Here is a 16,926-nt window from a genome sequence, read left to right as displayed (position 1 = left end):
CAAAAATAAAATATCATCAGAATGTAAATCTTGCAGAAATGTGAGATTTTCTGTTTTTCAGAAGTGAAGAAATTTCAATTTGATTTCTCTAGAAAAATAATAGCCAATACTTATTAAATTATTCTTAATTTCTTTGTTAATTACTTTGTTGGCAACCTGTTTTAATTTTTTAATGTAAGCCTTATATTAGCGACTCAACGGCACAAACTATTTATGATCGAAGAAACTAAGTATACCGAAGATAATATTCGTTCTTTAGACTGGAAGGAGCACATTAGAATGCGTCCTGGAATGTATATTGGAAAACTTGGTGACGGTTCTACCGCAGATGATGGTATCTATATTTTACTTAAAGAAGTTTTAGATAATAGTATAGATGAATTCGTGATGGGAACCGGTAAGACCATTGAGATCTCAGTACAAAACCAGCGAGTTATTGTTCGGGATTATGGTCGAGGTATTCCATTGGGAAAAGTAGTGGATGTGGTTTCTAAAATGAATACTGGAGGTAAGTATGACTCTAGAGCATTTAAGAAATCTGTAGGATTAAATGGAGTTGGTACAAAAGCCGTGAATGCATTGTCCTCCAATTTTAAAGTTGAATCTACCCGAGATGGCAGATCTAAATCTGCGGAATTTGAGCAGGGTAATTTAGTGAATGAAGAAGAACTTGATGAAACTTCGAGACGAAGAGGGACAAAAGTATCTTTTACTCCAGATGTTGCTATCTTCAAAAACTTTAAATATCGTAATGAGTATATCGAAAAAATGCTCAAAAATTATGTGTATTTAAATCCTGGGCTTACCATCATGTTTAATGGTGAGAAATTTTATTCTGAAAATGGATTAAAGGATCTTCTGGGAGATAGTATTAATGAGGAGGATCAATTATACCCAATTATCCATCTTAGAGGTGAAGATATAGAGGTTGCTTTAACACACAGTAAAACTCAATATTCTGAGGAATATCATTCTTTTGTAAACGGGCAAAATACTTCTCAAGGCGGAACACATTTAATAGCCTATAGAGAATCATTGGTAAGAACGATCCGTGAATTCTTCGGGAAGAACTATGAATCTTCAGATATTCGAAAATCTGTTGTTACGGCAATTAGTATAAAAGTGATGGAACCGGTCTTTGAAAGTCAAACAAAGACAAAGTTGGGTTCTACAGATATGGGAGGAGATCTTCCAACAGTGCGAACTTATATAAACGATTTTTTAAAGAAATATCTAGATAATTATCTTCATAAGAATCCAGAAACTGCCGAGAAATTGCAGAGAAAGATCTTGCAAGCAGAACGCGAGCGTAAGGAATTATCTGGAATTAGAAAATTGGCTAAAGACAGAGCTAAAAAATCGAGTTTACATAATAAGAAGCTTAGGGATTGTAGAATACATCTAGGAGATAGTAAAAAAGAGAGATATTTAGAATCCACTTTATTTATAACCGAGGGAGATTCTGCGAGTGGTAGTATCACTAAATCCAGAGATGTGAATACGCAAGCGGTTTTCAGTTTAAAAGGGAAGCCATTAAATAGTTATGGCCTTTCTAAAAAGATCGTTTATGAGAATGAAGAGTTCAATTTACTGCAAGCGGCATTAAATATTGAAGAGTCCATTGCAGATTTAAGATATAACAATATAGTAATCGCAACCGATGCCGATGTAGATGGAATGCACATTAGGCTGTTATTAATTACTTTTTTCCTTCAATTCTTTCCTGAGCTTATAAAAGAAAATCATTTATATATTTTACAAACTCCGTTATTTAGGGTTCGGAATAAAAAGGAAACAATATATTGCTACAGTCAGTTTGAAAAGCAACAAGCTCAAGATAGATTAACAGGAAAAGCAGAGATCACCCGATTTAAGGGTCTTGGAGAGATCTCTCCAGATGAGTTCAAGCATTTTATAGGGGAAAATATTAGATTGGATCCTGTAATGTTAGATAAGGAAATGTCTATTGAAGAGTTGTTGAGTTTTTATATGGGTAAGAACACACCCGACAGACAGGAGTTTATAATTGATAATTTAAAAGTTGAACTCGATTTGATAGAGGAATAGCCTATGAGGTTTAAAAATACTAGTGAAACTAAGCTTGTTCCATCTATCTATATGTTAATTGTAGCAGCTTTTGTAACAAATATCTTTGTGAATTTAGAGTTAATGGCTTCAGACAATGAAAGTACCATCACCTTCAGTCATTTTCTGCCAAATATTTTACTTCTTGTTTTCGGGATTTATTTCCACAGGATCGGTCAGCTTTTCGATTTTGATAGTGATGGAGAAACCCTGAATTTTAAAAACAACGGATTATTTTTTTCCAAATTCATGGAATACCGTGTAAAGAGAGCGGAATTTCCGAAAGGCAAACTAATAGATTTCAAAGTGACAGATTTCTTTTTTTATGCCACACTCAAAATTTATATTAGAAGTAGAAGAAAAAAAGGACCAAGAAAATATACCTTCAATATTACCTTTTTAAACAAGAAGAAGAAAAGAGGAATGATCGAGTCGCTTAGAAAAGTACTTGAGAAAAACAAAGTAGAGTCTTAATGGATTTAGAATATCAGGATAATTCGCAGGAAGCACCAGAAGAAAAGGAGCAGTCTAAAGAGACGCTTATTCGGGTAACAGGAATGTACAAGGATTGGTTTTTAGATTATGCTTCTTACGTAATTTTAGAACGTGCTGTTCCCGCTGTAGAGGATGGTTTTAAACCAGTACAGCGCAGGATCATGCATTCTATGAAAGATCTGGATGATGGAAGGTATAATAAAGTAGCCAATATCGTAGGACATACAATGCAGTATCATCCTCACGGAGATGCTAGTATTGGTGATGCCATGGTTCAAGTAGGTCAAAAAGACCTATTAATAGATATGCAGGGTAACTGGGGGAATGTTTTTACAGGAGACCGGGCTGCCGCACCTAGATATATTGAGGCGAGATTGTCCAAATTTGCCTTGGAGGTTATTTATAATCCTAAAATAACCAATTGGCAGCTATCTTATGATGGTAGAAAGAAAGAGCCTGTAAATTTACCTGTAAGATTTCCTTTATTACTTGCACAAGGTGCTGAAGGAATTGCGGTAGGATTAAGTACTCGTATTTTACCACATAACTTTATAGAACTTATAGATGCTTCTATAAAGCATTTAAAAGGAAAGAGTTTTAAGCTGTTTCCAGATTTCCCAACAGGAGGAGAAGCAGATGTTTCAAATTACAATGATGGGAAACGTGGAGGTAAAGTTAGAGTTCGCGCAAAAATATCTCAATACGATAAGAATACGCTGGCTATAACAGAGATACCCTTTGGTACTACAACCACTTCTTTAATAGAATCTGTCTTAAAAGCGAACGAGAAAGGAAAGATAAAAATCAAGAGAATTGAAGATAACACTGCCGAGTTTGTAGAGATCTTGATCTACTTACCCCCAAATGTGTCTCCAGATAAAATGATAGATGCGTTATATGCTTTCACAACTTGTGAGAATTCTATTTCTCCGTTAGGATGTGTGATCATAGATAATAAACCGATCTTTCTTGGGGTTTCTGAAATGCTGAAACGCTCTACAGATCATACTTTAAGCCTTCTTAAGAGCGATTTGGAGATTCGATTAGAGGAATTTGAAGAGCAATGGCATTTTGCTTCGCTGGAGAGAATTTTTATTGAAAACAGGATCTATCGGGATATTGAAGAAGAAGAGACTTGGGAAGGCGTTATAAGTGCTATAGATAAGGGTTTAAAGCCACATACTACACATTTAAAACGTGCAGTTACAGAAGAAGATATAACTAGATTAACGGAGATTAGAATTAAGAGGATCTCTAAGTTTGATATAGACAAGGCGCAACAGAAAATTGATGCCTTAGAAGACGAAATTGCTCAAGTAAAGCATCATTTAGATCATTTAGTAGACTTTGCTATTGCTTATTTCACAAGATTGAAAAAGGAATATGGAGCAGGTAGAGCGCGCAAGACTGAGCTTAAACTATTTGAAGATATAGAAGCCTCTAAAGTGGCTATGCACAACACAAAGCTCTATGTAAATAGAAAAGAAGGCTTTATTGGAACCTCTTTAAAAAAGGATGAATTCGTTGCAGATTGTTCAGATATAGATGATATCATTTGTTTTACTGCAGATGGTGTAATGATGGTTACAAAAGTAGATTCCAAAACCTTTATAGGGAAAGATATAGTTCACGTTGCTGTCTTTAAAAAGAAAGATAAACGTACTATCTATAATTTAATATACCGAGATGGTAAAGGTGGTTCCTCTTATATAAAAAGATTTGCTGTAACTTCTATAACTAGAGATCGGGAATATCCTATTTCTCAGGGTAAAAAGGAGTCTAAGATCTTATACTTTTCAGCAAATCCAAATGGGGAAGCTGAGGTTGTAACAGTGTATTTAAGGCAAGTAGGTAGTATTAAGAAGCTTAAGTTTGAAATAGACTTTGCAGATATGGCAATTAAAGGCCGAAATGTAAAAGGAAATATTGTTACTAAGTATGCGGTTAAGAAGATAGAACTAAAAGAAGAAGGAGTTTCTACGCTTAAACCTCGAAGAATTTGGTTTGATGATAGTGTGAAGAGGTTAAATGTAGATGAACGTGGAGATTTGCTTGGAGAATTTAAAGGTGAGGATAGGTTATTACTTGTAACTCAAGATGGAGTTGCTAAAACCATTAAACCAGAATTAACTACCAGATTTGATGATGAATTTATAATCCTTGAAAAATGGGTTCCTAAGAAACCTATTTCTGCAGTTTATTGGGAGGCAGAGAAGGAACGCTATTATGTAAAGCGCTTCTTGATCGAACACGTAGATAGAGAAGAACAGTTTATAGGGGATCACGAAAAGTCATATTTAGAATTGGTTTCTACAGACTATATTCCGCAAGTAGAACTAGTTTTTTCTAAGATTAGAGGAAAAGACAGCAAGGAAAATCAAATTATTAATATTGAAGAATTTATTTCGGTTAAGGGTGTTAAAGCTCTTGGAAACCAGTTAACTACTGAAAAAATAAAACAAATAAATTTATTAGATCCTGCACCTTATGAAGTAGAGGAAGTGGCTCTTGAAGAGGTGGAAGTTCAGGATGAAGAAATTGTGGATGGGTTGGAAAATAAGAAGCTAGATCCTAATTCTTCAGGGATCATTTATAAAGAGAAAAATAATAGCGAGGAAAGTCAGACAAAATTATTTGATGAGTAATGGGTTTGTTTAAGGAATTCAAGGAATTTGCCGTTAAGGGCAACATGATAGATATGGCGGTAGGTATCATTATTGGTACCGCTTTCAATAAGGTTGTAGATGTTTTGGTTAAGCAAGTGGTACTTCCACCGCTTTCAATGCTTACAGATGGGATTAACTTTGCGGATAGAAGAATTATACTTCGAGATGGGATTGCAGCTACTCAGGCAGGTGCTGAAGAGGTGAAAGAAGTTGCTATAGGCTACGGAGCACTAATAGAAGCGATGTTAGATTTTGTGATCATTGGGTTTACTATTTTCCTGGTCGTAAAATTCATGAATAGATTCAGAAGAAAAGCACAAGATCCCAAAGATAAAACTGTTGAAACTCCAAAGGAGATTCAGTTACTGTCTGATCTAACAGATTTAATGCAAGAACAGAATGAACTGCTTAAAAACAGAAAAGGCGAGCTTTAATCGGCTATTTTAGTAACAGTTCCTTTCTTTTTCTTCGGATCTCCAACCAAGCCATACTCAAAAGTATAAGAATCATCTTTAGTAGTAAGAATTTTAATATGCAAAGGTTTTCTTTCTGCAATATTTTTGGGGTGCAGATTCTTTATTATATACTCACAATCGTTTATCCACCTTACAGAGGAGGTGTCTACGGCACCTTGGAAGATATCTACTTCCAAAGTATCATTTCTGGTGAAAGTAGAAGTTACCAGCTCTCCATTTAAATAAGATTCAAACTTAAAAGTCCCCGTTTGGAATTTTGTGCAGTCTTTTTCGGGAGAATAGCAGGAGGTAAATAGGGATAAGAGACAGAGGTAGAGAAAATTCTTTTTCATTTAGATAAAATTTCAGCGATCTAGGAATATGCGGTAGCACTACAAGCAATTGGATCGATACTATTAAATGCCTTTTATGGCATGTATGCTGCAAAAATAAAGATTTTTTAATCTAAACATCAATTTTCGAAGGCTTCAAAAGTGCCATCTTCATAAAATAGTACAACGCGTTTAATTTTTTTTGCTGAAAATTCACTTCCGGAAAAGCTCTTCGCTATTGTTGAGCTTTCAATTTCTGTAGCATTTTTTAGTTTCTCATCACTAATTACTGGGGCAGGAGAATCTGGTTTAGGGGTCAATGGAGGTTTTTTAACATCTGACTTTGGGAAATCTCCCTTCCCATTTAGTAGCCAATACAATTCTACCTCTGGGTAAGTTTGAACAATTTTAAGCACAAAATCTAAGCTAGGTTTATTTCTTCCAGATAAAATATGGGAGATAGAAGAGCGACCAACTTGGATGGCATCTGCAAAAACTGCAGCCGAAATATCATAATAATCTAGGATTATTTGCAGTCTTTTCGAGAACTCTTCACTGTTTACCATTGTAAATTAAAATTTGATTTTAATATGTTTACAAATGTAAAGTAATGTCCTCAATATAACAAGTTACAATTGTAATTAATCTTTTAAATACTAAATCTTTTATTTAATTAAAACGATATAAACAACTAACAAATAGTTATTTATGATATTTATTATAACCTTATGGAATATTTCCACTTCCCGACTTAAAAGTTTTTGGCGACTTGTTTACTAATGTAAACAATGATGCTGTATTTAGATGTTTACAATTGTAAATTAATGATTATTTACTTTTGTAAACATGATAAATACACTCTCAACTATAATTAAAGATTACCACACTTTTAAAGAAGCTACTCTTTCTGGTAGGTATATAAATGCAACACATATTTCTGAACCTTTAAGAAATTTGACTTCTAAATTTGAACTTGAAGTTTTAGGGAAATCAACATTAGGGGAACCAATCCATTCTATTAAACTTGGTTCTGGAAAGTTGAAAATTCTTATGTGGTCTCAAATGCACGGAAATGAATCTACCACTACAAAAGCTGTTTTTGATTTACTTAATGTTTTTAAAGATCAGTTTAATGATCCTGTAGTAAATGACATTTTAAGTAGTTGTACCTTATTTATAATCCCGATGTTAAATCCGGATGGAGCCAGAGCTTATACACGTGTAAATGCAAATGAGATCGATCTAAACAGAGATGCAAAGAATCTAACTCAAGTAGAAAGTAAAATTCTAAGAAAGATGTTTAATGATATTCAACCAGATTTCTGCTTAAATCTTCATGATCAACGTACTATATTTAGTGCAGGAAATGTAAAATCTCCAGCCACTTTATCGTTTTTAACTCCATCAGAAGACAATGAGAGGTCTCTTACGCCTTCAAGGGAAGAATCTATGAAAGTTATAACTGCTATTTATAAAGATCTTTCTAAGCTTATTCCTAAGAGAATTGGAAGATATGATGATGGTTATAATGCTAATTGCACGGGAGATGCTTTCCAAAGTATGGGAGTGCCAACTATTTTGTTTGAAGCAGGTCATTCTAAAGAGGATTATGATCGGGAGAAAACCAGGGAATATGTGTTTTATGCGCTTTTTTCAGCCTTAAACGCTATTGCTACACAGTGTTATAAGAAAATGAATACTTCTGTCTATTTTAATATTCCTGAAAATGAGAAACTATTTTACGATCTCATATTGCGAAACGCCGTGATAGAGGGTGAAACCGTAGATGTAGCAATTCAGTACAAAGAAATATTAAATAGGGAAGAGGTTAAGTTTTTACCAATCGTAGAAAACATCTCTGCAGAATTGGCGTTCTTTGCACATAAGGAAATTCAATGCAATTTTCAGAATCTTAGTCTATCCGACAACAAACCACTCATCGAAAACGTTATAGTTGATAAGATTCTTCTAAATGATGAAGTTTTAATGATAAATTAGGAAAAAAATTAAATTTCCTTGCTAATTGTCTAGTGAAATTGTACTAATTTTGTATTTCATTAAAAGACTTTAAGAATTATGGCAAAATATAAATTAGACGAAACCGACCATCAGATTCTGGATATGCTAATCGAGAATACGCGTACTCCGTTTACTGATATTGCTAAAAAATTGAATATATCTGCAGGAACCGTTCATGTGCGTGTTAAGAAGATGGAAGAAGCGCAAATAATTTTGGGTTCTACACTAACACTTAACTACGAGAAATTAGGTTATGCTTTTATAGCTTACGTTGGTATATTTTTGAAGAATACTTCTCAAACAAAATTTGTTTTAGAACGTATTAACGATATTCCATTTGTAACTGTTGCTCACGTTACTACAGGGAAATTTAATGTTTTCTGTAAAATCCGTGCTAAGAATACGCAACATGCCAAGGATATAATTTTTCAATTAGATGATATTGAGGGAGTTTATAGAACTGAAACTATGATTTCTCTAGAAGAAAGCATGAACGATAAAAAACGTTTAATGCATTCTATTTTTAAAGAATTGTAAAATATTTATTTTTTCATAAAACCCTTTATTCCATTTGGACTAGAGGGTTTTTTTATACCTTGAAGTTAAAATAAAATTAATTAAATTATGACAAGATCGCAATTGCAAACTTCAGAATACAATGCCTTTTATCAGACCTATATAGATAAACTACCTAATGAAGATCTCATCTCTATAATGAAGGATCTAAAAGAAGAATTTGTAGCTTTTCTCCAAGGTTTGGAAGAAGAAGATTTAAAACACTTTTATGCTGAAGGAAAATGGACTGTTGCGCAAGTGCTTCAACATATTATAGATACAGAGAGAATTTTTCAATATAGAGCTTTAACAATTGCTCGTGAAGATCTAACTCCACTTCCAGGATTCGATCAAGATGCTTATGTACCTTCGTCTAAAGCAGAAAGAAGAAGTCTTTCCAGTTTTATTAAAGAATTCGAATGTGTAAGAGATGCTGGAATTGCACTTTTTGAGAGCTTAGATGATGAGATGTCTGGGAAATTTGGAGAAGCCAGCAATTCGCAATTAACTCCAAGAGCAGCTGGTTTTATTTTAGCTGGACATCAAAAACATCATTTGTTATTATTCAAAACCCATTATGGTTTATGAGAAAACTTAAAGTTTTTTGGGAACTTTTAAAAAAGGCTTATGTAAGTTGGAATGGTAATGACCCATGGGCAAGAAGTGCTATAATTGCGTATTACACCTTATTTTCGTTACCATCTTTACTCATAATTGTGGTGAGTATAGCTGGTTATTTTTTTGGAAGAGATGCAGTACAGGGTAGAATTACCGGACAAATAGCAGAATTTATTGGTAAAGATTCTGCAAACATTGTAGAAAATATGATAAGCAATGCTGCTTTAAGTAGTAATTCTACTATAGCGGTGATTTTTGGCGTATTTATGCTAATCTTTGGAGCTACAGGGGTGTTTTTCCAGCTCAAAAAAGCGATGAACAATATCTGGAATGTTACTGAAAGGAAAGACACTTATTTTAGAATGTTCATAGATAGAGTCATTTCTTTTGGAATGATCCTGGTGATAGGGTTTTTAATGCTTTTGGGCTTGATTGTTTCTGCGATTATTAGAACACTTAGTGATTATATAGAAAGTTATGCTCCCGCATTAACCGCTTTAGGTTTAGATTTAGTTAATTCACTGCTTTCCCTTGTGTTTATAACCTTACTATTCGGCTCCATATTTAAATTATTACCAGATATCAAGATTAGATGGAAGGTCACTATATATGGTGCTACGCTTACTACGGTTTTATTTTTAATTGGGGAATATCTTATTGGGATCTATTTTGGAAGAACAGATCCAGCTTCAGTCTACGGAGGAGCATCTTCTATGGTACTTATTTTACTTTGGGTGAATTATACTTGTTTAATTATGTTTTTTGGAGCAGAATTTACTGTTCAATATGCAAGATATAAGAAAGAAAAAATAGTCCCAACGGAATTTGGCGAACCAGCAATTCATCAGGAAATGGAAAAACTGGAAGAGAAAAAGGAAAAATTAAAGAAGGATGACAAGATTAGGGAGGATTTGGAAACTAATTCTTCTAAAACCGATTAACAATTCAATATCATTTTTAGCAGATGTTTAACCTTAATGAGCTGTTTTTTATAAACCCCTTAATAAAGTTTAAAAGCCATAGAAGGTATCTTTGAAATAATTAAAAGTTTAATTTTAAAACCAACAATTATGAAAAAGAGAATAGCCATTTTGGCAACAGATGGATTTGAAGAAAGTGAGTTGAAATCTCCAAAAGATGCAATGGAAAAGGAAGGTTTTCAGGTAGAGATAGTTAGTTTGAAATCTGGAAATATAAAATCATGGGCAGATGGTAATTGGTCTAGTGAATATAAGGTGGATAAAACCTTAAACGAAGTAAGCGCTAAAGATTACAATGCGCTTGTTCTACCTGGAGGAGTTATAAATCCAGATAAATTAAGAAGGGAAGAAGATGCTTTAACTTTTGTGAGAGATTTTTTCAAACAAAAGAAACCAGTAGCAGCAATTTGCCATGCTTCATGGACCTTAATTGAGGCAGATGTGGTGAAAGGCAGAAAAATGACATCTTTTAATTCTATAAAGACAGATCTTGTGAATGCAGGAGCACTATGGGAAGATAAAGAAGTTGTAGTAGATGAGGCTTTAGTAACCAGTAGAAATCCAGATGATCTTCCAGCATTTAATGCGAAGCTTATTGAAGAGATAAACGAAGGAAAACATGATTTACAACATGCCTAATTTTAAATTTAGAGCATAAAAAAGCGGCCTATATATTTATAGGCCGCTTTTTTTATTTGATTAATTATCCAGGTCGTCGTCATCTTCACCGTTATCTTTTTCGGGAATTTCCGATATTGGTTCATTAAAATCGGAATCATCGTAATCATCCTCATCATAATTTGCCATACTATTCTCTAGCTTAGTACTTACTTTAACTAAGTAAATAGAATCCTCTGTGCGTACCTCCACCGCCTCAACAGTTTCGTTTTTAGCGTTTTTAAATGAAATCACATGGTCATCATCATATCCATCAGGATATTTGTCTACCAATAGGCTTAAAATTTCTGGTGTTAACTTTTTGTAATCTACAATGACTCTTTTCATAACTAAGATTTGATGATGCAATTATAGTAAAATTAGCATTATTTTCAAGCGGTCAAATAAATTTTCAATTTAATTTTTCAAATAGTAATTCATAGCCTCTATTAGCTTGGTATTTGGTACTATTACATCCAATTTTGCTTGTCCAATATCCTTTAAAAGAACAAAATTTATGTTACCATGAGAATTTTTCTTGTCGAATTTCAGCAAATCAAGCACTATTTCATAGTCTTCTTTTAAGAGATTTATCTTCGGAAACAATTCATTGAGCTTTTTGGTGATATCCTTTAGCTTTTTTTCAGGGAAACCACATATCATATATGAAAGATGAGTAGCCATGATCATTCCTGCAGCAATTGCCTCCCCATGAAGTAAGGTAGTTTTAGTAGGATTGGTTAGAAAATAGGATTCTATGGCATGACCTAAAGTATGGCCATAATTAAGAGTTTTCCGTATGTTTATTTCAGTAGGATCCTCCTTAACTATCTTGGATTTAATCTCTATAGATTCTATAATAAGATCATCAAGATCTTCTAAAGTTAAGGCTTCGAGGTTTATTGCTTTTTCCCAATAGGCTTCATTTGCAATGAGCCCATGTTTTAAAATTTCTGCCAAACCACTTCGCATTTCATTCGCAGGCAAAGTAGTTAGGTAATTAGAGTCTATTAAAACCATTTCAGGTTGATTAATAACTCCTATTTGATTCTTTAAATTCCCCAGATCTACTCCGCATTTTCCTCCCACAGAAGCATCAACCATAGCAAGTAGGCTAGTAGGTATATTAATATAAGATATACCTCTTTTAAATGTGCTTGCCACAAATCCGCCAAGATCTGTAACAACTCCGCCACCTAGATTAAGGATTAAACTTTTTCTGTCTGCTCCTAGTTCAGAAAGTGTTTCCCAAATGCCGGAACAGGTCTCAATATTTTTGTGTTCTTCCCCAGCTTCCATCTCAATTACCTCAATAACAACATCCGTTTCTAACTTCTGAAGAAAAATATTTAAACAATTATTGTGAGTATTAGAGTCTACCAGAACAAATATGATAGACGGTTTAGAAGAATTTAGATAATTAGAAAATTCTGTATATCCTTTTTCTTTATAAAAAATAGGAGCTTGACTAGCTAAAACAGCCATATTGTAAATGTTTTTATTCAAATTTATAGATATCGAAAATAAGCAGAAAATAATTAAATTATCATAACTCAATAATTATATTTGCGGCTTAATATCCTACAGATGATCACACAAAAAATCTTTGACGATACCAAGACTGCTTTCAGCTTAAAATCCAACGATGATCTTAATAGAGCGCTGTTTTTATTCAGTATGATCAATAGACCAACCTTGGTTAAAATTGGGACCTATCTTACAAATATATCATTGAAACTGCATTTACCAGTAGAAGGTCTTATTAAAAGCACAATTTTCAAGCAATTTAGTGGTGGTGAGACTATGGAAGAGTGTATGGATGTTATAGAGAAAATGTATACTAAGAAAGTTCATAGTATTTTAGATTATTCTGTAGAAGGGAAAGTGGAGGAAGCTCAATTTGATGCTGCCATGAAAAAGAAGATTAGTATTATTGAATTTGCTTCAGAAAAGAAAGAACTTCCTTTTGCTGTTTTTAAACCTACAGGAATTGGAAGATTAGAAATTTGGGTAAAGGTTTCTGCTAAAGAACCTTTAAGCAAAGAGGAAGAAGAGGAGTGGGCGCGTGTTAAAAACAGAGTTGATCTTATATGTGGTGCTGCGCATAAAAATGACATAAGTGTTTTGGCAGATGGTGAGGAATCATGGATGCAAGATGCTGCAGATGATCTTATGGAAGAGATGATGGAAAAATATAATCAAGAAAAAGCGATTGTATTTAATACGTTGCAGTGTTATAGATGGGATAGATTAAACTACTTACAAGCACTACACCTAAAGGCAAAAGCTGCGGGATATAAAGTAGGAGCAAAGATCGTGCGTGGAGCCTATATGGAGAAAGAAAATCAACGGGCGAATAAAATGGGATATCCAACTCCCATCTGTGAAAGTAAAGAGGCAACAGATGTAAGCTTTAATGGTGTTTTAGCTTATTGTTTAGGGCAAATAGATGATATTTCATTGTTTGTAGGAACACATAATGAAATGAGTAATTATCTTGCTTTACAGATTATGGAGGATAAGAATATCGCTATAAATGACTCACGAGTTTGGTTTAGTCAGTTATACGGAATGAGTGATCATATTAGTTTAAATTTAGCCAAGAAAGGATATAATACGGCAAAATTAGTACCTTTTGGTCCTGTTAGGGATGTAGTGCCCTATTTAATTAGAAGAGCGCAGGAGAATACTTCTGTAAAAGGGCAAACCGGTAGGGAGCTAGCTTTACTAATAGAAGAAAAAAAGCGCCGAAAAGGGGAGCCTACTAAAGGTAACCGAGAATAAGATAAATCCCATGAGTTTTGTTTCTAAGTTCATTTTTTATAAGGTCTTTAAGTGGAGAATTGAAGGTGTCTTCGATCCAAATATTAAAAAATGTGTATTTATAGTAGCTCCTCACACCAGTTGGTGGGATTTTTTTCTTGGAGTAATAACTAGAAATATACTCGGAATCGAAATTAATTTTGTCGGAAAAAAAGAGTTATTCAAACCTCCTTTTGGTTGGTATTTTAAATGGATGGGTGGAGCACCTGTAGATAGAGTATCTAAAGAAAAGAAGGTTGCAGCGATAGCTTCTATTTTTGAATCCAAAAATATTTTTAGATTAGCACTATCTCCAGAAGGAACTAGGCAAAAAACAGATAGGTGGAGAACAGGATTTTATTACATTGCACAAGCCGCCAATGTTCCTATAATAATGGTAGCCTTTGATTATGGTAAAAAAGCAGTAAGATTTTCTAAACCTTATTATACCACAGGGGATATTGAAAAGGATCTCCCAGAAATTAAAAGTTTTTACAAGGATGTTCAAGGGAAGTTCCCTAATCAATTTTAGAATCTGAAAACTTTAGTCCTCAGATTCGTCCATAGTGTGGTATACGTTCTGCACATCGTCATCTTCTTCCAAGCGCTCTAATAATTTCTCCACATCTGCAACTTCATCCTCAGATAATTTTTTAGTCACTTGAGGGATTCTTTCGAACCCGGAAGATAAAATTTCAATATTTCTATGCTCTAATTCTTTCTGAATAGCACCAAAACTTTCAAAAGGAGCATAGATTAAAATTCCGTCTTCATCTTCAAAAACTTCTTCAGCACCAAAATCGATCAGTTCCAATTCTAATTCTTCGGCATCTTGTCCTTCTGCAGGTATTCTAAAATTACAAGTATGGTCGAACATGAACTCCACAGAACCAGAAGTTCCTAGATTCCCATCGCTTTTACTAAAGTGCATGCGCACATTTGCAACCGTTCTATTATTGTTATCTGTCGCTGTTTCTACTAGAACAGCTATCCCGTGAGGAGCGTAACCTTCAAATAGAACTATTTTATAATCTCCTTGGCTTTTATCGCTTGCTCTCTTAATCGCGCGATCTACATTATCTTTGGGCATGTTTATCGCCTTCGAATTCTGAATAACTGCACGAAGCCTGGAATTTGTGTCAGGATCTGGACCGCCTTCTTTCACGGCCATCACTATATCCTTACCAATTCTTGTAAATGCCTTGGCCATTGCAGACCAACGTTTCATTTTACGTGCTTTTCTAAATTCGAATGCTCTTCCCATAAATAGTATAAATCTGGTGTAAAAATAAAAAAACGTTCCATTTCTAACTAAAAAAATGGAACGACAATTAAAATAATTATAATTTATTCAGCATTTACAATTCCTTCAATTGCTTTAGCCAGTTTAAAATCCTTTTCGGTTACACCACCTGCATCATGAGTAGATAGGGATATTTCCAATTGATTGTATACATTGTTCCAATCTGGATGATGGTTTTGAGCCTCAGCTTCAAAAGCAATCCTTGTCATTAAAGTAAAAGCTTCTTTAAAGTTTTCAAACTCAAAAGAAGTCTGTAATGTATTATCAGTATAGCTCCAACCTTCTAGAGATTCCAATTTTTCGTTTATTTCTTTTTCAGATAATTTTGTCATAATATAAATTTAAATATTAACGGTATTCGGGATTTTCAAAAGCCCATCTTTTGCCATCTTTCCATTCATCTGGTAAATTACCATATTCTGGAAATCCACCAGATCGTTTTAGAATACTTGCCAAATGCATGAGGTTATAGGTCATAAAGGTAGTATTCCTATTGGTGAAATCATTCTCTTGAGCATTAGATTCTTCATCTAAATAACTTGGCCCAGGTCCAACTTCCCCAATCCAGCCAGAATCTGCCTGAGGTGGAATGGAATAGCCTAAATGCTGAAGTGAATATAACATGCTCATTGCACAATGTTTTACTCCATCCTCATTTCCAGTAATTAAACAGCCACCAACTTTACCGTAATAAATATACTGTCCCTTCTTATTTTGCTCTGCACTCATGGCGTACAATCTCTCAATTATCTTAGTACAAATGGAAGATCTTTCTCCCAGCCAAATAGGTGTGCAAAGAACTAAAATATCTGCAGCTATGATCTTTTTAAATAGTGCAGGCCAGTCATCTTTTTCTTCCCCTTCTTTCACCATATCTGGTTGAATTCCGTTTGGTAAGGTATAATCTGCTGCACGAATGACTTCTACAGTTACGCCTTCCTTTTCCATAATATTTTTTGAAACTTCTATAAGACCTCGGGTATGACTTTGCCTTGGGGATTTTTTAAGCGTGCAGTTTATAAATACAGCCTTAAGATCTTTGAATTGTAGAGTATTCATTTATTTGATTTTCTTAAAGTTACTAATATAGAGGGTAACTCAAAAAAATGTGCTCTAGTTTAATTAAAGCTTAACAAATTTAGATGACTACCGAGGAGTTTATTACGTGTTGCAAAGAAATGCGTAAATTTTTTGGTAAGAGATTATCTTTGGGAAGTACTGCAAGAAACCGGTCATAATTAGAGTCGTAGACCTGTTTTAAAAGGGGATTTTTGTATCCTAATGCCAAAGCGATATCTTTTATAAGATCATGTTGATGGGTGAGATCTTCGCTACCTAAATGAAAAACACCTTGCTTTTTTTGATTAATGATATAATGAATTTGTTGAGTAACTCTAAGGATATCTGTAGCATTTACAACAACATTAGGAAAAACTTCTATAGCTTCTCCAAACTCAATTTTATTCTTGATCTCCATGGTTCTGGGCGAATTAGCTCCAAAGACCATTGGTAATCTCAATATATTATACTTATTATTTGGAAGCCTTAGGAGTGCGTTCTCAATTTTAATTTTGAATCTACCATAAATACTTTTTGATAAGGTTTTATCATATTCGTAAGAAGGGTAATTGGTAAAAGCATCAAAAACGTTTGCTGAAGAGATAAAAAGCAACTTGCTATTGTTCCTTAAAATATAATCTATAATTAGAAAATGGGTATTTACCTGAGCATTAAAATCTCCCCGAAGTGCAGAGACAATTACGGTTGGTTTAAGATTCTCTAGTAAGATCTCGATATTTTCAGATTCCATGTCGTATTCATAGAACTTATGGTTTGCTTCAAAGAAATCTGAATTGGTATGATAGGTACCATAAGTATCAAAATAGGAGCAGAGCTCCTTATATAGGGCATTTCCTATAAAGCCGCTTGCTCCTAATATCAGTACTTTTTCCAATAGAT

Annotated in this window: 19 protein-coding genes; 11 read left to right on the top strand and 8 right to left on the bottom strand. The window is 33.9% G+C overall.

The window, feature by feature from the left end; genetic code table 11:
- The first annotated feature begins 213 nt into the window (after positions 1-213).
- Genes BC962_RS07340 through mscL form a run of 4 tightly spaced genes read left to right on the top strand, consistent with a single transcriptional unit; the run spans position 214 to position 5,680 of the window.
- Positions 214-2,067 (top strand): DNA topoisomerase IV subunit B, encoded by a 1,854-nt coding sequence (locus BC962_RS07340; RefSeq protein WP_121345351.1) that lies wholly within the window; start codon positions 214-216, stop codon positions 2,065-2,067.
- Between the two features lie 3 nt (positions 2,068-2,070).
- Complete coding sequence (locus BC962_RS07335) at positions 2,071-2,559, top strand: hypothetical protein (protein ID WP_121345350.1); 489 nt, start codon at positions 2,071-2,073, stop codon at positions 2,557-2,559.
- Positions 2,559-5,225, top strand: a complete 2,667-nt coding sequence (locus BC962_RS07330; protein ID WP_121345349.1) for a DNA gyrase/topoisomerase IV subunit A — start codon at positions 2,559-2,561, stop codon at positions 5,223-5,225. Before BC962_RS07335 ends, BC962_RS07330 begins: the two co-directional genes overlap by 1 nt.
- Entirely contained in the window at positions 5,225-5,680 is a 456-nt protein-coding gene (gene mscL, locus BC962_RS07325; protein ID WP_121345348.1) for a large-conductance mechanosensitive channel protein MscL, read from the top strand. The genes BC962_RS07330 and mscL overlap by 1 nt, the downstream gene beginning before the upstream one ends.
- Here the strand turns inward: mscL and BC962_RS07320 are convergent.
- Positions 5,677-6,054, bottom strand: a complete 378-nt coding sequence (locus BC962_RS07320) for a DNA topoisomerase IV (protein ID WP_121345347.1) — start codon at positions 6,052-6,054, stop codon at positions 5,677-5,679. The genes mscL and BC962_RS07320 overlap by 4 nt on opposite strands.
- Positions 6,055-6,173: 119 nt before the next feature.
- A complete protein-coding gene (locus tag BC962_RS07315) occupies positions 6,174-6,599 on the bottom strand; it encodes a helix-turn-helix transcriptional regulator (protein WP_121345346.1) in 426 nt (141 codons plus the stop codon).
- A gap of 280 nt (positions 6,600-6,879) precedes the next feature.
- Between BC962_RS07315 and BC962_RS07310 the strand changes: the two genes are divergently transcribed.
- The 5 genes from BC962_RS07310 (at position 6,880) to BC962_RS07290 (ending at position 10,844) form a co-directional block, all read left to right on the top strand.
- On the top strand, positions 6,880-8,031 hold the full coding sequence (locus BC962_RS07310) for a M14 family zinc carboxypeptidase (RefSeq protein ID WP_121345344.1): 1,152 nt from the start codon (positions 6,880-6,882) through the stop codon (positions 8,029-8,031).
- Positions 8,032-8,109: 78 nt separating this feature from the next.
- Positions 8,110-8,589: an Lrp/AsnC family transcriptional regulator gene (locus tag BC962_RS07305; RefSeq protein ID WP_121345342.1), complete on the top strand. Its 480-nt coding sequence runs from the start codon at positions 8,110-8,112 to the stop codon at positions 8,587-8,589.
- Positions 8,590-8,676: 87 nt separating this feature from the next.
- Positions 8,677-9,195, top strand: coding sequence for a DinB family protein (locus tag BC962_RS07300; RefSeq protein WP_121345340.1), 519 nt, complete (start codon positions 8,677-8,679; stop codon positions 9,193-9,195).
- Positions 9,192-10,166 (top strand): YihY/virulence factor BrkB family protein, encoded by a 975-nt coding sequence (locus BC962_RS07295; protein ID WP_121345338.1) that lies wholly within the window; start codon positions 9,192-9,194, stop codon positions 10,164-10,166. The genes BC962_RS07300 and BC962_RS07295 overlap by 4 nt, the downstream gene beginning before the upstream one ends.
- Positions 10,167-10,295: 129 nt before the next feature.
- Positions 10,296-10,844, top strand: a complete 549-nt coding sequence (locus BC962_RS07290) for a type 1 glutamine amidotransferase domain-containing protein (RefSeq protein ID WP_121345337.1) — start codon at positions 10,296-10,298, stop codon at positions 10,842-10,844.
- Between the two features lie 60 nt (positions 10,845-10,904).
- Here the strand turns inward: BC962_RS07290 and BC962_RS07285 are convergent, their stop codons facing one another.
- Together BC962_RS07285 and aroB are read right to left on the bottom strand one after the other, a co-directional pair.
- The gene (locus tag BC962_RS07285; RefSeq protein WP_121345335.1) at positions 10,905-11,210 is read right to left on the bottom strand and encodes a hypothetical protein; all 306 of its coding nucleotides are present in this window, start codon (positions 11,208-11,210) and stop codon (positions 10,905-10,907) included.
- 69 nt (positions 11,211-11,279) lie between these two features.
- Positions 11,280-12,347, bottom strand: coding sequence for a 3-dehydroquinate synthase (gene aroB, locus BC962_RS07280; protein WP_121345333.1), 1,068 nt, complete (start codon positions 12,345-12,347; stop codon positions 11,280-11,282).
- A 102-nt stretch (positions 12,348-12,449) separates the two neighbouring features.
- Here aroB and BC962_RS07275 point away from each other — a divergent pair, with 102 nt between their 5' ends.
- Together BC962_RS07275 and BC962_RS07270 are read left to right on the top strand one after the other, a co-directional pair.
- Complete coding sequence (locus tag BC962_RS07275) at positions 12,450-13,646, top strand: proline dehydrogenase family protein (RefSeq protein ID WP_121345331.1); 1,197 nt, start codon at positions 12,450-12,452, stop codon at positions 13,644-13,646.
- Between the two features lie 10 nt (positions 13,647-13,656).
- Entirely contained in the window at positions 13,657-14,196 is a 540-nt protein-coding gene (locus tag BC962_RS07270) for a 1-acyl-sn-glycerol-3-phosphate acyltransferase (protein ID WP_121345329.1), read from the top strand.
- 12 nt (positions 14,197-14,208) lie between these two features.
- Here the strand turns inward: BC962_RS07270 and BC962_RS07265 are convergent, their stop codons facing one another.
- The 4 genes from BC962_RS07265 to BC962_RS07250 form a co-directional block, all read right to left on the bottom strand.
- Positions 14,209-14,928, bottom strand: a complete 720-nt coding sequence (locus BC962_RS07265; protein ID WP_121345328.1) for a YebC/PmpR family DNA-binding transcriptional regulator — start codon at positions 14,926-14,928, stop codon at positions 14,209-14,211.
- A gap of 83 nt (positions 14,929-15,011) precedes the next feature.
- Positions 15,012-15,299, bottom strand: coding sequence for a 4a-hydroxytetrahydrobiopterin dehydratase (locus tag BC962_RS07260; RefSeq protein ID WP_121345326.1), 288 nt, complete (start codon positions 15,297-15,299; stop codon positions 15,012-15,014).
- 16 nt (positions 15,300-15,315) lie between these two features.
- Positions 15,316-16,026, bottom strand: a complete 711-nt coding sequence (locus BC962_RS07255) for a flavodoxin family protein (protein WP_121345324.1) — start codon at positions 16,024-16,026, stop codon at positions 15,316-15,318.
- Positions 16,027-16,105: 79 nt separating this feature from the next.
- Positions 16,106-16,921 (bottom strand): sugar nucleotide-binding protein, encoded by an 816-nt coding sequence (locus BC962_RS07250; RefSeq protein ID WP_121345322.1) that lies wholly within the window; start codon positions 16,919-16,921, stop codon positions 16,106-16,108.
- Positions 16,922-16,926: the final 5 nt, after the last annotated feature.

Origin of the sequence: Gillisia mitskevichiae (genome assembly GCF_003634585.1) — a bacterium.
GTDB lineage: Bacteria > Bacteroidota > Bacteroidia > Flavobacteriales > Flavobacteriaceae > Gillisia > Gillisia mitskevichiae.
This window is presented reverse-complemented; position numbering and strand designations above follow the sequence as displayed.